Raw genomic sequence first — 15,797 nt, 5'->3', positions numbered from 1 at the left:
AAGCGAGGTCACCAAGGATCGTCCCAGTCGTCCTCATCTTCGGACACCGGTGCAATCCCGACCGTGGCAGCTGCGGGCGCGGCAGGAGCCGGTAGAGGGCCAGCCGCCGACACGGAAGCTGCCTTGTCGATCCTCACCCGGAGCACCGGTTGTCGTGCTGAGGCTATGGGTTCGTCGGTCAGCACCCACCGGGGCTCTCGTCCACCATCGGAGTTCGGGACCATCACCTGCTGGTACCCCTGCGTGGCGAGCAGTTCACGCAGGCGGTCCTTGGACCCGGTGATCGGATGCGCGGGCCGCGGCGCCACCGAGGCAGGCCAGGGTGCGTCCTCGGTGGAGTTCGGAAGATACGGCACCTGCACTACGCGGAATCCGAGTTCGCTGGTGGTGGCCCAGGCCCGCCCCTTCGGTGTTCCCTCCTCAGGGAATCGGGTGCCGTGATTCGTGTCGAGAATCTGCTTCGAGGTGTACTCGTTGACCGGCCCGACGCAAAGCCGGAACTCGCACATCTCCTTGAGCTGAGTGGACATGCGGTCCTTGTCGGGCTTCTGCGCCGCCAGGATCATGTTGATCTCCAGAGCGCGGGCGAGCTGTCCGAGTTCCTCCATCTGGGTCCGGGCGGTCACCTTCTGTGCCTCGATGTCCTCGTTGTCGGACTTCATCCAGAAGTTCGCGAGCTCGTCGAAGAACAGGATCAGCCGCTTCGGGGCGGGGCCGTCCTCGGCCTCGAACTCGGGATGCTCGGCATACAACTTCCGCAGGTAGCGCAGGTTTCGCACGCCCCGCTTGTTGAGGATCGTCTGGCGGCGGTCCATCTCCTGGCGCACATATCCGACGGCATCGACGATCTCGAGCGCTCCGGCGGCGAAGCGGATAACCGAGGGGAACTCGGGAGTCCACGTGAAGTCGGTTCGCTTGGGGTCACAGACGATGATCTCGGCGACGTCGCTGCACCACAACGTCAAGAACAGGATGATGTCGAGGCTGCAGCTCTTGCCGGCGCCGGTGCGGCCGCCGATAAGGCCATGCGCGCATTTATTGAGATCCCAATAAAATTCGCCACCACCCTTCTGCGGACCGATGTAGATCTTGCCCTCGCGGAACTTCTCCACCATCTCCTCGAACAGCGGGGTCCCGTTCTCGGGGAACGCGATTGCATTGGCCAGTCGTGGCACTGCAGTGAGATTGACCAGCCCCTCGGCCGAGCGCCAGTCGTAGTGCCAGTCGCACGCGGTGTATAGGCCGTCGTAGTGCTGTTCGAACGCATCCTTGGTCTCGGCCTTCGAGACGTCCAACGCGCCGAACCGCACCCGGACCTGCGCCGGCAATGCGACGGGCGCCTCGTCATCGCAGGGCTCCCACGAGATCACCTCGACGTCGACATCGCTGCGACGGCCGCCGAACTTCTGCTCGACGACACTGCGGAGCCGCTTGAGTTCGAGCTTTCGCAGGGCTGCGATGTGGTTGGACGGGAAGGCACGCGCCTCGACGGTGGTCGTCGCACCGACCGTCCACTCGTAGGCCCACACCACGCCGGCAGTGGACGCGGTCATGGCGTCGTCGATCACGTTCTCCACCGCCCGTTGGTCGCGGCCGGTCGTGAACGCGCCGGACCCGAAGTCCGCGGTGAACGCGATCGGCACCCACGGATCCCCGTGGACTTCCTCCTGCCAACCGGTGACCCGCGAGGTAGCCGAGTCCTTCGTACGCGCAGCCTTGGCCTGTCCTGCGATGAGATCGGCAACCCACCGAGCGGACCGCTTGCGCTTGGCGCCGATGGAGTCAGGATCGACACCGGTGATCTCGAGGGTGCCGTCGGACCAGGTATAGATCCATTCGATCCCGCGCAGATACTCGGCGTCGCAGGCCCGTTCGATGCCGTCACGGGTGTCCTGGGCAGCGACGTTGTGCGACCCGAAAGCGAACGCGATGGCGGCGGGGACGGGGACGGGTCCTTCGGTGGGGTGCTCTCGGGTTGCCCAGTCGGTGACCTGCAGGTCGTACATCCCGTCGGTGAGGTGCTTCGGCGTCAGCTTGAACCAGTCGGTGAATTTGCTGCGTAGATATGCGATCTCGCGCTGCTGATACAGGCGCTCGTCCCCTGCCGGCACCGCCTCGGCGCGGAGCTGTCCAGTCTTGGGATTGGTGGAGTACACCCACCCACCGCCGCTTTCGGTGTAGGGGCTGGGGACCTGGTCCAGTGCCTTTTCCAGTAGTCCGCGGGCCAGGGGTGGCGCCGCGGGAGCGGTCTTCGCGAATGTCACGTCCATCACGAGCGGCCGGTTCTTCGCACCCCATCGCGACACCTTGATCCGCGAGGAGGCCGGCACCCGTACCGCAGTGGTGGAGCGGGGATGCCCGGCGACCTGTCGGGTGTCCTCCACCAGGCCCTCGACGAACCGCCGACGGGCCGGCATCACTCGCATAGCCCTCCCGACAGTCACCGCACCGCCGAGGAGCAGCAGGCCTGCGATCAGGAGCGGCATCGTGGCACCGGATAGGTAGCCGGTCGCTGCGGTGGCGACGAGTAGAAGCCAGTTCCACACTGACCGGCGCAAGCCGAGCAGGGGAGTCGAGTCGGTGAACCAGGTCAGGGTCAGCCAGTCTCGTAGGACTTCGGTTCCCTTCTGCTTCGCCTTCGCCTTGGCGGCGGCACCCGCGCGGGCACCGAATTTGGATCGGGTGGGCATCGGCTCCGGCCTCCCAGTCGACGAACAGGACGGCCACACCGTACGAGGGCAGTTATCCGCCCTCCTCGACATCGTCTGAACGGTCTCGGCGGTGACGTGGCCGCCGTGCGAGGAGGTCTACTTCGGGCTGTACGTGCCGTCCTGGAGGTCGCGGCGATCGCGGTTCAGGCGGGAATCAGCGAGGCCACTCGTCCATGAGGATGGTCGTCGGGGAAGCTCCGGTACCGAATGCCGCGAAAGTACGTAGCCGGCGATTCGTTCCGCCACCGCCGGGCACGTGGCGCCGTCATCGTCTGGTGCAGCACCTCCGTTCGGGAGAGTCAGAACACCGGTTGCCGCTTACCTCGTGGTGTCTCTGTTGCCGGAGGAAGGTCGGTGTCTGCGAATGAAGCCCACTACGAGCCAGGACACGGCGACGACGCCGAAGCCAATCCCGGGGCCCACGGAGTCGGAGGCGAGGTTCCAGATGCACAGCAGCCCGAAGAGCGCCGCGAGTAGCAGATGCGTGCCAAATCCGGGTCGTTCCCGGCTGCTCCGGGTCGTGGGGGTTCGCGCTTGCATGCCCGGCACCGTACGGCAGGACTCAGCCGGAAGTTGCGTTCCTGCCGGTCACAGGTGGTCCGTAGCGCGCCGCAAGTCCTGCGGACGCCGACAGTCCGGTCGATTACGTCGCTACCCCGGCTGCAAGCAACGTCTCGTTGGAGGTTGACGTCGCCACTTGCGTCAACAGTGCAATCCACCTCGCGGCACGAACGGCACCGCGGTGATGTTCGAGCACCTGGGCTCGCGTGCTGACTGCATTGGCGCGGTGATCGCCAGGGGGCGAGGGTGTCTGTGCGGGAACGGTTTTCGGCTTGAAACACCTTCTCGTCCGGTTCATACCTTCGTCGCATCGGATCTGCTCTGCGACAAGGACACACACCCATGCCGATTTCATGCACTGCAATGCCCATCGCTGAAGGCCCAGCACCCAAGGTCGTGCTTTCTTGGGGCCTTGGCGAAGATTCGACGGCCATCATCCTGCGGTGGCTCGAGGATCCGACCAGCCGCGATTTCGACCTTGACGAATTGGTCATCGTGGTTGCGATGACCGGTAACGAGTGGGAAGCCAGTCGGGCCGTCCTCGAACAGCACGTCCTGCCCCGGATCGCGGACGCACAGGTCAGGCTCATCCAGGTTGCGCGATCGCAGCGCCACACCACCATCGCCGGTGATGGTGTTGTGATTCTGGACGATTCCCGTACGCCGACACGGTTGTACCTCGAGGGTGACTATTCCCTGTGGGACGAGATGACTTCTGCTGGAACGATTCCGCAGTCTGGCGGGGCGAGGCTTTGCTCGGTCCATTCCAAGGGTGATGCGCTGGACCCGGTGATTTCCCGTGTCACCCGAGGCAATCCATACCGCCACGTGATCGGATTCGAAGCGGGGGAGACCGCACGGGCGGCTAAGGATGCGTTGCACAACACTTCGCTTCGGATCGGCGAGTACCCCTTGATCGAGTGGGGCTGGGATCGAGCGGCCGCTGTCGCGTACACGCAGTCCGTTATCGGGACCAGCCCAGGTAAATCGGCCTGCACTTTCTGCCCGTATTCTCTGCAGAATCGCGTGAGTCGAGCTGCGGTACTGAGTCGCTACGCGGCCGAACCTGCAGTCGGGGCGCACGCACTGCTCATGGAGCACCTAGCGCTGGCCCTGAATCCCACCCAAGGACTCGTAGGCGGACGCCGACTGATCGACGTGGTGCGCGCGCATGGCGAACTCGACGTGGTCCTGGACGCACTCGATGCCGATCTCGACGAACGCGAACATGCCCTCTACGAGGTGCGGCGCATCCTGCGGCCCCGCAAAACCGACCCGACGAAGCTGGGCAACGCCGCACGTTCGGTCCGGATCCGTTGCCGAGGATCACGTAGTGCGATGGAGGGCATGCTGCGTCGGCTCGCCGATGAGGGCGTTCGCAGGGGGCTGATCGAGGCAGAGACCGGCGAGGATGGCATTCTCCGCATCTATCAGTACCGCCGCGGCCCGGTGTTCCCGACGGTCGAACGCTTCTTCGTAGTCGCCCCCGCCCTCGCGCACGAGAAGGAACACGAGCGTTTCGATCAGTGGTGGGCCGACGCTCGCCGCGGTGGCAGGCGCGCCGTGGCAGCCTGACGCCGGCCTCGGACGGCCGCCCGGAGCATGGGTAGCAACGACGAGCTCGGCCCCCCACTTGGTGGTGGGCCGAGCTCGTACGCCTATCCAGGGCAGATCCGATGATTCCTCTGTCCGGCGAGCCGAGGCAGAGGACCGGCGCGGTCGCTGCCGGTGACACCGGCAGGTCTTCTCGCTGCCCAGCGAGCGCTTCGTCCCGGCGGACTGTGAGCGGGCTTGCCTGTGTCGTTAGGTAAGAGGTGCGAGAAGCCGGAATGGTTCCCGCGAACGGGCTGATTTCTTCCATTCGGGCCTCTCCGGTTTGGGCCCATGGTCGATGCCTCCCTGCGAGCCGTCGGTCGGACGGGAACATGGACGGCATTGACCGTGTGATTTACCATGTGATCAGGAGGTGGATGCTATGACAACCGCACACCCACGCCCCGACCTCGCCGCCTACAACGACGCCGCCCGCATGACCCAATCTGAGCTTGTCACCGCGCTGCGCGATTTGCTCGGCGCCAAGCTGGTCGCCTACCTGGGGAAGGTGAAGGAAACCCGCGCGGTGCGCCAGTGGGCCGAGGGCACCCGCACCATCAACAACGACACCGACGTCGAACGCCTGCGCATCGCCTACCGCGCCGCCCGGCTGATCGCCGAACGCGACACCCCCGCCGTGGCGCAGACCTGGTTCCAGGGTCTGAACCCGATCCTCGACGACCGCCCGCCGGCGCTGCTGCTGCGCGAGGGCGAGCTGTCCGACGTCGGCCCGCAGGTCCTCGCCGCGGCCCGGCAGTTCGCGGCGGTCGGATGAGCGCACCGGATCGAACGCTGATCTCCACTCCGCGCGGTGATGTCCGCTGCGTCCACGTCGACGGCGCGGCCGCCTACCGGGTGGGCTACCCGCCGACCTCGTGGGAGTGGACACCGTGGGAGTTCGCCACCGACGGGCGCTTCACCGGCCGCTGGGACGACCCGGCGGGAGTGTGGCGAACCCTGTACGTCGGCGCGACCCGCCTGTCCTGCTATCTCGAGGTCCTCGCCTACGCCCGCACGAGCGACGAGCTCAGTGCCGCGCTCGACGAGATCGACGACGACGACGAGGGTGAGTTCCCCACCATCGCGCCGGGTCGTGTCCCACGATCGTGGATGTCGTCCCGGGTGACCGGCAGCGGCACGATCACCGGATGGTTCGTCGTGCCCGGCGACCCCGAGTCGGTGGCCACCCTGCGAGCCCTGTTCCGGCCGCATGCGATCCGGCTCGGTCTGCTCGATCTCGACACCGCGGCGATCCGCGACGGCCGCCCGCGTGCCCTGACCCAGGCGATCTCGCAGTGGGTCAACACTCTTCCCGATCCCGACGGTGAGCCGGTGGCCGGCATCGAGTTCGAGTCCCGGCACGGTGACGGGCTGGTGCTCTGGGCGCTGTACGAGCGTCCCGGTGACGGACCGGTCAGCAAGAACGTTACGGTGCTGGACTACGGCCCGGTCGAGGAGCACGACCCCGATCTGATCGAAGCGATGCGTCTGCACAACCTGGTCTGGGAGGACGACTGAATCTGTCCGTCCAGCGGCCGGCGACGTCTCCTTGTCACATGAGGAGATCGGTTGCTGACCGAACACGCCAGGGGAGTGCAGCGCTGACATCCCGGCGAAGCGAGCCCTGGTTATCCGTTGGACGACCGGGGCTCGCTCATCGGGGCGGGTTGTCCGCTGGGTGGTTCACCGGCGGTTTCTGGCGGCGAGGTCCACGGCCTGAGCGGCGGCCAGCCTCTCCATCGCCTCCGCGCGGAGCGCGTTCGCGGTGGTCTCGACGCCGTGGATGTACACGGCCGGTCCCCAGGGCCCGGTGTTGTCGACTCTGATGTCGCCGTCGGCGAACCAGGTCTGGCCGTCCTCATCGTCGATGCCCTCGGGCAGTGCCTGGACCGTACTGCCGCAGTGGAGGCACCCGGTGTCGGTGTTGGTGGTGCGTGTCACGACTGCTCCTTTCGCATGGAAAGGCGGCAGACACCAGGATCGGCGCCTGCCGCCTCGCAATGGCTGGTCGGGTCAGAACGGCGGTTCGTCGCTGCCACCGGCGTTGGCGCCGGCGTAGTTGCCGTTCTGCGGGGAACTGCCCCACGGATCGTCGGTCGGCGCACCGCCACCGGAGTGGGACTGCCCGCCGCCGAAACCACCCCCGGTTCCGCCGCTGCGGCCGGACTTGGTGACCTTCGCGGAGGCGTAGCGCAGGGAGGGGCCGATCTCGTCGACCTCGAGCTCGACGACGGTGCGCTTCTCACCCTCCCGGGTTTCGTACGAACGCTGCTTGAGGCGCCCCTGCACGATCACCCGTGAGCCGCGGGTCAGCGTCTCGGCGACATTCTCGGCAGCCTCACGCCAGATGGTGCAGCGCATGAACAGTGCCTCGCCGTCCTTCCACTCGTTCGACTGCCGGTCGAAGTTGCGGGGCGTGGACGCCACGGTGAAGTTCGCGACTGCGGCGCCCGCAGGGGTGAATCGCAGCTCGGGGTCGGCTGTCAGATTGCCGACGATGGTGAGGACGGTGTCGCCTGCCATGGTGGTGCCTTTCGTGTGATGGTGCGGTGGTAGTGGGTCGAGCGTCCCGGGCGCAGGTGGCGGGTGTTTCAGATCCGGCGACCTACGCCCGGAAGGTGCTGCTGTCAGCTGGCTTTGCGGTTCTCCGGGTCGTTGTTGAATGCCTGGCCCGCCTGCTGGCGGAAGGCCATCGGGTCGGCGGCCCACTGCGCGACCTGGCGAGTGAAGGCGCTGGCCTCGATCTCGCGGAGCACGCCGGTGGGTACCTTGAAGGTGGCCTTGAGGATGAAGCGCAGGTCGTCGATGTAGTCGCTCATGCCGCACGCGTCCGCCAGGTTCTTCCACGCGGTCACCGCGTCCGGATCCTCACCGGCGGTCACTGGCCGGGGCTGCTGGATCTGCTGTACCGGTGCGCTCTCGCCGCCGCTCGGCTGCCGCTGCGCAGGCGAGTCGCCGCCATTCTGGGACGGCTGTGCCGCGGTGTTCTGCCCGCGCCCTGCACGTGGATTCTGTGGCTCCGTGGCCGGTTCGAGGTCAATCTTCAGGTAAGCCGCCATCATTCGCTGCGTGCGCGCGAAGTCCTCTGTTGCCGCCTTCCCGACGACCTTCACCCACTCACGGCGTGCGCGGTCGTCGGTGATGTGCTCGACCGCGTACGGGTAGCGGGTCGTGATCACCTGCTGCACCCATTGGCCCGCTTCCTTGTGGGACGTCTCGTTCCGGTTGACCGCGCCGACGACGTGCTTCTGCACCTGGTCAGCGAGCCACAGCAGCAATTCGGTCAGCTGCCATACGTGTTCGAGGGACTCCTCCTCGGTCAACTCGGGCTGCTCGGGCTCCTCGACCGCGGTCAGAGCGTCCTGGAACAGGTACACCGCCGACTGGTGGGTGGCCCGCAGCTTCGCCGCGAGGTACGAGCCCATGTTCGGGCGACCATCGCTGTTGACCGGCTCCCAGGCCTTCGCCTCCGCGACCAGACCCGGCCGACCGCGCACGACAGGGTTGGCGGCAGACGACGACTGTCGGGTCTGGGCACTCTTCCCACCGGCGATCTTCCCGGCGATCGCCTCGGCAATCGCGTCAACATCGGGAGCGCTACCGGACGGAGTCGCGTTGGTGATGCCACCGGTGCGCTTACCGTCGGCCACCAAGCATCGCCAGCCCTCCGGCGGCAGATCCCCGAGTTTGTTGCCGCGCAACTGCGTCCACTCACTGATGTCGGAACGCAGGTCCTTATCCGACGCGATCGCTGTATCAGCGGGATCGTCGACGGAACCGGCCGCGACGATGACTTTCACGCAGTTCGCCTTGGTCGCCTGGGGCTGCCCCGACAGGGATTCACCCGTGGCGCCACGCAGGGTGTGGATCGGGGTGCGCGGATCGATGGGCTCGTCCCGCTTCTTCTCCACGTGCTTACGGCGGCGGGTCTCGATCGCCACATACACCGGTGTGCCCGTCTCGTAGGCCTGGCGCAGGCGGTGGGCGAGCGGCCCACCGGGTTCGGCGGAGGCACCGAAGTCGTGCTGCATGCCCTGCGCGCCGCTCGAGGCGTCGAACTTGACGTACACGGTGTCGAAGCCGTCACCAGTGGACTTTTCGACGAACTCCTTGATCGCGATCGAGGCGTACTCCTCGACGAACGTCTCGGCTCGGACGGTGATGGCGGTGCCATCCTCCGGGTTCCCGATCCGCATCGGGTTGCGATCGTAGGCAACGAAACGAGCGACGTTGGCGCTGGGTCGAGACGCGATGGGGGACATGGAGCTCTCTCCTGGTGCTCGTCGTGAACTGGTGACTGCAACGCTAGAGACGCTCACCGACAGTGTTTCACTCGTTGCGCCACTGGTGGCGGACTCCGCACCGCGCAGTGTGACCGCCGCGTTCTCCACCGAACCCGAGAGGCTGGAACCGCTGTGCCTTCCAGCCAGCGCCCGAGCACCTGCGTGCGACGATGCCCCACCCCGAAGGTTCGGAGCGGGGGCACCAATGCCCGAAGGCGTGGCCGTCGACCTGTCAGCAGTCGGGCAACCGGTTGATGACCCCCTTGAAGCTGCTGCCGGCGCTCCACCCCTCGACACCGGTGACGTGGTTGCGGGAGAAGATCCAGAAGTTGGATTGCGGGCCGCTGGTGTCGGGTCCGTATGTCCCGCAGATCATCGTGACGCCCTGTCCGATGTAGCCACGGCCGATCACCGCTGAACGGCCGTCCGGAGCAGAACGGATGTTGACGCCGTTGCTCTGGTAATCGGTGACGGTCTCGGCCGATGCCGGTGCGGCGGTCGCAACCGCCCCGAGGGTAAGAGCGGTGCCGGCCATCGCGGCGGCGATGATCCTCCTGCAGTTCATGTGTTCTCCCACGGTCGGGCATGCCACGCATGGCATGCGCTGATTCGCAGCGTTGAGTGCTGCTCCCTAGTTCGAGTGCGCAGGGATGGCGAATGTTCCGGCGAATCGACAAGTCGGTGAACAGCCACATATCCGGAGCGACGTCTGAACTGGTCATCAGCGAACTGACATCACAACGTGCGCGGCCGTAGCGGAGAAGCAGATCCCTAACGTCAGCCGCATGACGCACTTCTCGGCGCAAGACCTACTCGACAGCGGTGCCCGCGTGATCTGCCCGGGCTGCAACTGGCTCGTCGTGGCGGGTCCCGCGTGCCGCAAGTGCGGACGCAGTCTCACTCGCGACACCGCGACACCGACCAGATCCGCCCCTAGGACATCGGATCGTCAACGACCCCCCGCCAGTAAGACCACCACCGCCGACGATCACCGCGGTGACGCTGTCCTTACCGACGCCGCACTCGGCGGCATGACCGGGCGCATCGATCGCACCATCTGGCTGGTCGTCCACGGTGACCCGAAATCGCAAGGTTCCATGGTCGCTGTCGCCCCAGGCCGCGTGAAGGCCTCCGACCCGACCATGTACGCCTGGCGCGACAACATCACCGGCGAAGCACTCCGAGAACTCGGTGTGCAGTGGCGACCGATCGACGGCCCCGCCCTGATCGACGTCGCGTTCACCATGCCGTTTCCCCGCAGCTTCGAGGACCAGACCTCCCGCATCACACCGGTCGTCGCGGGGGAACTGCCTCGGATCCCGGCGATGCAACCTCCGGACCGAGACAAGCTCCTGCGAGCCGTGCAGGACGCACTGTCCCCGAACGACCGAGCGAACAAGGGCGGCAAGGCAACCCAGGCATTCGACAAGAGATTCAAGCTCGCCGTCGACGACTCCCGATTCGTCTACGGCGCCGAAGCGAAGACCTACGCCCGTCCCGGCCACACCCACGCCTGGGCACTCGACCGACCCGGCGCCGTCATCCGCGTCCGCATGATCGACGCCCCCGGAACGCACTTCCCCGAGCCGACCCTCCGCGATCCCGGTCCACTACCCGCACAGATCCGCACCATGCACGAGCGGCTCCTGCATCGCACCGGAGCTCTGCGATGAGCACGGCGATGGTGCTGTCCGAGCGGATCGTCCTCGGCACGATGCTGCGCGGTGACGACCCCGGGTTCACCACAGATACCCTCGGCCGACTCACCCCCGCAGCCTTCACCGTCCCTGCTCACCGCACTGTCTTCACCGCTATCGCGCGTACCGCCGACACCGGCACCGTCGACCTGTCGACAGTCATGGTCACCCTCGAGACCACCGACACCCTCGCCACCGTTGGTGGATTCGACGTCCTCGCGGCCGCGGTGCAGGAATCGTTCACCTCCACCGCACCAACCGATCACGTCGCTCGCATCGCGGATAAGGCCGCGGTCGACGCCCGACGGCGGGCACTTCAGCAGGCCGTGGTTGCGCTCGACGACGGTCAGGACCTCGACACCAACCGGGCGTTCCTGATGGACGCGCTCGCCTCCACCTCAGCGACCGCCCAACTGCTGCCGTCGATCAGCGACCAGGTCAACGAGTACTTCGCGCTGCTCGACCAGCGCCTCAACGGGGAAGTGCCCGCCGGTCTACGCACGGGCTGGTCGCGTTTCGACGAGATCACCCTCGGCCTGCAACCGGGCAGCCTCGTCACCGTCGCCGGCCGCGCGGGCACCGGCAAGACCGTCGCGATGATGGACTGGACCCGCCAGGCATGTCGAGACGACTGCGGAGTGCTCTACGTGGCGCTCGAAATGTCAGCACAGCAGATGATCGAACGCGCGATCTCCGCCGAAGCCTGCGTGGAGCTCAACAAGCTCCGAGAACCCGGATGCCTCGACGACGACCAGTGGGACCGTGTCTCGGGGGCGATCTCGACGATTGCGGCCTGGCCGCTGTTCATCGATACCCGCTCCCGCACCGTCGCTGACATCCGCAGGGCCGCCACCGCCGCGAAAGCTGCCCTCGCCGAGAGCGGCCGGGAGCTCCGTCTGATCGTCGTGGACTACCTGCAGCTGCTGTCCAGTGATGGCGGCCGCGGCTCGATGAACCGGGCGGAGGAAGTCGGACGGTTCACCCGCGGCCTGAAACTCCTCGGCGGCGAACTCGAAACCGTCGTCGTCGCCGGATCACAGTTCAACCGCTCGGCGGCCGACCCGAACAAACTGCCGCGGCTCGACGAACTCAAGGAATCCGGATCCATCGAGGAGGACTCCGACATCGTCCTGGCATTGCACCGCCCGCACGCGATCGATGGACAGATCGGAATGGCCACCGCCGACGAGATCACCGGACTGATCTTGAAGAACAGGCACGGCGCCGCACAGGCGCAGTTCGAACGCGCCTGGCACGGACATCTCGCATCTACAGACGAGCCGATGCGTCGACGGTGAGCACCCCCACCAGCAACAGCAACAAGCCGTGAGTGATGCATGAACCGATCATGTCGACTCGGGGTCAAGTGCTGGTGAGCCGAGGAGCGCGGCCAGGGCACGGTGGGACTGGTTGACCTGTTTGCTGATCGGCCTCTGAATTCCCCACTGGTCGAGAAAGTCATCCAATCGGATTGGAATTGGTGTGCGCATGCAGGCGTGGCGCCAACCTCCGATCAATTCGACGATGTCGCCTGGATAGTGATCGGCTATTCCTTCGAGCAGTTGGAGGTCTGCGTACGTGAGGACGGCTGGGGCGAAGACATGGGGCTCGAACTCGGTGAAAATGGGAAGGCTGCGGACTTGGAGGTCATAGTCGATCAACGTGGTGTTGGGTAGTCCGGTATCGGGTACAATCACCAGCGGAATGAAGTCGGTGTCTGATCCAACATTCGTTCCGTCCCACCCACGATCTCGCAACTCGGAAATCGTCGCGGCCAGCTGTTTGAACTTTCGATCGGTGAAGGTCCGGTCGATGTCACCTTCGTATGCCTCCACCGAGGCGAGTCCCTGCGCGAGTGCGGCGTTCATGGGGTGGTTCGTGGCATCGAGGACCACAGTGATCTTGTCACCGAGAAGTGCCCAGTCGCAGCTCGACGGTATTCGGCCTGCCCGTGTTGTCCACTGGGCTTGCATCTCCTTTTCCGTGACCATATGGGAGATCAATCGGCTACTGCGGGCCATCCGCGTCAACACGCGGCCTACCTGGTGTTCAAACGTGAAATCCATAGCTTGGTTGAACCGCTTCGCAGTAGTGCGGTGGCCGGCCGCTTCGAAGCTGCCAAAGGTCTCCCAGTGGAGAGTTGACCCGAAGAATCGATCGATTCCCCACTGGTAACGCAGGAGAAGGAAGGTGTCGGGATCGATTGCCACGAAGGGAAACTGAGTCATGGTGTATCGCTGGTGGCCCACTTCGCCGCGTGCCCGATCCTCAAGCATGTGCCGTTGAAACTTGGCAGGTGAGAGGGACATGCTGCGAGCAAGAAGATCCACAGCGGCAGGCTCGGCACCTTTATCAAGAAGCGCGTTGCGGGTGAATTCGAGCGCACCATTTCGGACCTGGGCCTCGACGATACGGCCGAGTTGGAGGACCCCCCTGAGGTCGACGCCGGTGGCCGAAGCAAATGCATCCGCTGGTGTCTGCCCTAGAAGAGGATCGTTGACTTCGATTGGCCACGGTGAAAACCATGTATCGTAGGTGTTGGCCTGCAGAATCTCCAGTTTGAGTGTCGTGTCGTAGAGATAGGATGCGATCTCATCGGGGATGAGTTCGCGTAGTGCAATCCGGGTGGCATCCAAGTCCATCGCGAAGGTCCGGGACACAACCTCTTGGATCTCCTGCTCGGTAGGTAGGTCACCTGCGAATTCCGGATGGCTGTGTTGCTCAGAGGAGATCGACAGTAGGAGCCTGCCCAGGCGGTCTGTGTCCAACGGTGGCAGTGTGGTGTCGAAGGCGCCATGTTCAAGGATCTCGCGCATGAGCTGACCTAGTCCTCGAGAAGTCAGAAAATGATCGCCTTGGCGAACGTGCGTGAAGGCCCGTGACGCCCACGGCGCCTCGATGTCGACAAGGACTCGCTCTGAGATGGGTCGGACCTGCCAGTGCGTACTCCGCGCAATGTCGAGCTCCGAGTACAGCTCCGCCACCATCGTCAGTGCCTGATGAGCGTTGACGGAGGCGATCAATTCGGCGCGCGCGTCGGGCGACAGTGGCGTCAGCCCGACGTTGCCGCACACAAGGACAAAACCGGATGGTTGCGTGTGGGCCGGTAGATCCGGCGGGGGCTGTGCGGCAGATCTTTCGGAGGGCAGGCACGGTGAAACCTTCGGCTTTGGGCCGCGCTTTCCGTTCCGTCGACCGTATTTTTTCGTCATGACCCCTCGTATCGACGCCACCGCTCCCGGCTAGGTGGAACGGTTTGCGCTCTGGTCTGGAAGTTATCGACCTCAACCTGGCAACTGACCGCGAGAATAGCTGCCGTCGGTAGCCCATCTCATGTGGTCCCGCGGCGGCAGAAGAAGTGCTGGACCACTGGCTACGGCACCCGTTCATCGGTGACTCCTGTGTCGGCATCACCTGCGAAGATCGCAAGGTGCGACACAACAAGGGAACAACGGGCACGGGCATGGGCGGCTCTGTCGTCCGGGTAAAGCGTGCCGAGAAGCCGCCCCGGGCCGACGTCACCTGTCCGGTCTGTAAGGAACCGAAGCGCTACCCCTGCAAGCGGTACGACGAGAAGAAGCGGAAGATGGTCGCACTCCCCAAGATCCACGCCGAACGGGAGGCGCTGCAGAAGCAGTGGCTCGCAGACCGCAGGGAACGTCTCGCGGACAAACCCCAGTCGCCACAGGGGTGGCACAGCGTCGATCCCGAATAGGAGACCATGATGACGAACCCTGCCGACCTGTACGACCGCGCCAGAGATGCCCTCGGGCAGCTTCGTGACCTTCGCCGAACCCTGGTCGCCCTGTCCCGCGAGTATGCCGACCTCGAACCCCACGAGCTCGCTGTAGACAACCTCGGTGAAGCGCTCACCGCGGGGGATGCGATCGCCGGGATTCTGGACGGCCTCTCGACCGTCGACCGGGCCATCGAGGACGTCGACGATGCTCTCGACCACCCTCTCCAGCTGGCCAGTCGCCTCGGACGCCTGCAGCCGGTTCGCCCTGAGGGCAAGTGATCGGATCAGGAGGCTCCGACCCTGCATTGACGCGGGCCGCCAGCGTCTAGTCAGCAGCCGTGGACGCCTTCGTCGCGATGATGTTCCACCAGTTGCCGGCGACATTGATCGTCGAGCCTTCGATGCGGCCGGTGGTGGTGGTGAACTGGCCGACCAAGACGCGGCCGTCGCTGTGGCCGACCCCGGTCAGCGTCGAGTGAACCTGAGGGCCGCTGCCCTCGACGATGGCGGTGGTGGTGAACAGGCGGGCATCGGAAAGGCCGTACTTCAACGGTTCCTCGTTGGTGACCTCGGTGACCACGTCGACCGTCTTCCCTCCGACAGTCACAGTGTACTGCGAGCAGGCCTGCGCGAAATCGGTGACGGCATTGAGGCTGTTCTCAGTCGCGGTAGCAACCGTGGTGGAGAAGGACTGCTCGGTGTCGAGGTTCTCGCCGACCTGTCCAGCCCAGCTGTCACCGCCCCGCGCGGTCGCCCACAGGGCTGCCCCACGGTCCCCATCAGGCCCGCACTCGGTGGGGGAGTAGACCAGGCCATCGCTCGTCCCAGCCGCGGTGACGATCGCGGGAATCACCGAGACCGGCCGATCGGCGGGATCAGTGATCTCCCATCCGTCGAAAACGGTGCGGGGGAAGTCGAGGGCGGTGACGGTATTCCCGCGTAGGTCCTCGGTCGTGCTGGTGTCGATGTTTGTACTGCTGCAGCCGGCGACGGTCACAGCGAGAAGGGTGGCGGTCGAAACGGTCCGAAGGACAGGACGAGTGCTCACAGATAGTCCTCAAGGGGTAGGGAGACGTTTTCTGGACAGCATGACTATCCTGTTCTCCACCCGTGGTGTACGAGACGATGCAACTGGTGTGGCGCCGTCCACGCTGGCACGTTTGGGGCACAGAAGTGCGCTACGAAGGTGTGACGGTGTCGTGGACCGCGAGCC

At 65.4% G+C, this 15,797-nt stretch carries 14 protein-coding genes; 6 read left to right on the top strand and 8 right to left on the bottom strand.

The annotated features are described in order from the left end of the window. Nucleotides 1–8 precede the first annotated feature (8 nt). On the bottom strand, nt 9–2,690 hold the full coding sequence (locus RBB84_RS18705; RefSeq protein ID WP_193904177.1) for an FtsK/SpoIIIE domain-containing protein: 2,682 nt from the start codon (nt 2,688–2,690) through the stop codon (nt 9–11). Nucleotides 2,691–3,065: 375 nt separating this feature from the next. Here RBB84_RS18705 and RBB84_RS18700 point away from each other — a divergent pair, with 375 nt between their 5' ends. From RBB84_RS18700 to RBB84_RS18685, 4 genes are all read left to right on the top strand, one after another. Further along, the gene (locus RBB84_RS18700; protein WP_265579977.1) at nt 3,066–3,188 is read left to right on the top strand and encodes a hypothetical protein; all 123 of its coding nucleotides are present in this window, start codon (nt 3,066–3,068) and stop codon (nt 3,186–3,188) included. A gap of 447 nt (nt 3,189–3,635) precedes the next feature. Continuing rightward, complete coding sequence (locus RBB84_RS18695; RefSeq protein ID WP_138845936.1) at nt 3,636–4,847, top strand: hypothetical protein; 1,212 nt, start codon at nt 3,636–3,638, stop codon at nt 4,845–4,847. 400 nt (nt 4,848–5,247) lie between these two features. Further along, nucleotides 5,248–5,640, top strand: a complete 393-nt coding sequence (locus tag RBB84_RS18690; RefSeq protein ID WP_138845935.1) for a hypothetical protein — start codon at nt 5,248–5,250, stop codon at nt 5,638–5,640. Next, a complete protein-coding gene (locus RBB84_RS18685) occupies nt 5,637–6,383 on the top strand; it encodes an RES domain-containing protein (protein ID WP_138845934.1) in 747 nt (248 codons plus the stop codon). Before RBB84_RS18690 ends, RBB84_RS18685 begins: the two co-directional genes overlap by 4 nt. Before the next feature lie 165 nt (nt 6,384–6,548). Here the strand turns inward: RBB84_RS18685 and RBB84_RS18680 are convergent, their stop codons facing one another. The 4 genes from RBB84_RS18680 to RBB84_RS18665 all read right to left on the bottom strand — a co-directional run bounded on the left by RBB84_RS18680 (nt 6,549) and on the right by RBB84_RS18665 (nt 9,713). Continuing rightward, the gene (locus RBB84_RS18680; RefSeq protein ID WP_138845933.1) at nt 6,549–6,806 is read right to left on the bottom strand and encodes a hypothetical protein; all 258 of its coding nucleotides are present in this window, start codon (nt 6,804–6,806) and stop codon (nt 6,549–6,551) included. Nucleotides 6,807–6,878: 72 nt separating this feature from the next. After that, nucleotides 6,879–7,388: a single-stranded DNA-binding protein gene (locus RBB84_RS18675; protein WP_138845932.1), complete on the bottom strand. Its 510-nt coding sequence runs from the start codon at nt 7,386–7,388 to the stop codon at nt 6,879–6,881. A gap of 104 nt (nt 7,389–7,492) precedes the next feature. Then, on the bottom strand, nt 7,493–9,061 hold the full coding sequence (locus RBB84_RS18670) for a hypothetical protein (RefSeq protein WP_350246421.1): 1,569 nt from the start codon (nt 9,059–9,061) through the stop codon (nt 7,493–7,495). A 319-nt stretch (nt 9,062–9,380) separates the two neighbouring features. Further along, nucleotides 9,381–9,713: a hypothetical protein gene (locus tag RBB84_RS18665; protein WP_138845930.1), complete on the bottom strand. Its 333-nt coding sequence runs from the start codon at nt 9,711–9,713 to the stop codon at nt 9,381–9,383. Between the two features lie 220 nt (nt 9,714–9,933). Between RBB84_RS18665 and RBB84_RS18660 the strand changes: the two genes are divergently transcribed. Next, nucleotides 9,934–10,821 (top strand): hypothetical protein, encoded by an 888-nt coding sequence (locus tag RBB84_RS18660; protein ID WP_138845929.1) that lies wholly within the window; start codon nt 9,934–9,936, stop codon nt 10,819–10,821. Next, nucleotides 10,818–12,143, top strand: coding sequence for a DnaB-like helicase C-terminal domain-containing protein (locus tag RBB84_RS18655; protein ID WP_193904180.1), 1,326 nt, complete (start codon nt 10,818–10,820; stop codon nt 12,141–12,143). Before RBB84_RS18660 ends, RBB84_RS18655 begins: the two co-directional genes overlap by 4 nt. 48 nt (nt 12,144–12,191) lie before the next feature. Here the strand turns inward: RBB84_RS18655 and RBB84_RS18650 are convergent, their stop codons facing one another. The 3 genes from RBB84_RS18650 to RBB84_RS18640 all read right to left on the bottom strand — a co-directional run bounded on the left by RBB84_RS18650 (nt 12,192) and on the right by RBB84_RS18640 (nt 15,581). Continuing rightward, nucleotides 12,192–14,057 carry a hypothetical protein gene (locus tag RBB84_RS18650; protein ID WP_138845927.1) on the bottom strand — a complete coding sequence of 622 codons (1,866 nt, stop codon included), beginning with the start codon at nt 14,055–14,057 and terminating at the stop codon, nt 12,192–12,194. Nucleotides 14,058–14,218: 161 nt separating this feature from the next. Further along, nucleotides 14,219–14,803, bottom strand: a complete 585-nt coding sequence (locus RBB84_RS18645; protein ID WP_350246419.1) for a hypothetical protein — start codon at nt 14,801–14,803, stop codon at nt 14,219–14,221. A gap of 106 nt (nt 14,804–14,909) precedes the next feature. Continuing rightward, complete coding sequence (locus tag RBB84_RS18640; protein ID WP_350246418.1) at nt 14,910–15,581, bottom strand: hypothetical protein; 672 nt, start codon at nt 15,579–15,581, stop codon at nt 14,910–14,912. Nucleotides 15,582–15,797 lie beyond the last annotated feature (216 nt).

The organism is Rhodococcus sp. D-6, from assembly GCF_040256695.1.
GTDB lineage: Bacteria > Actinomycetota > Actinomycetes > Mycobacteriales > Mycobacteriaceae > Rhodococcus > Rhodococcus pyridinivorans.
Note: the sequence above shows the minus strand (reverse complement) of the source record. Positions and strands in the feature narration are given on the sequence as shown.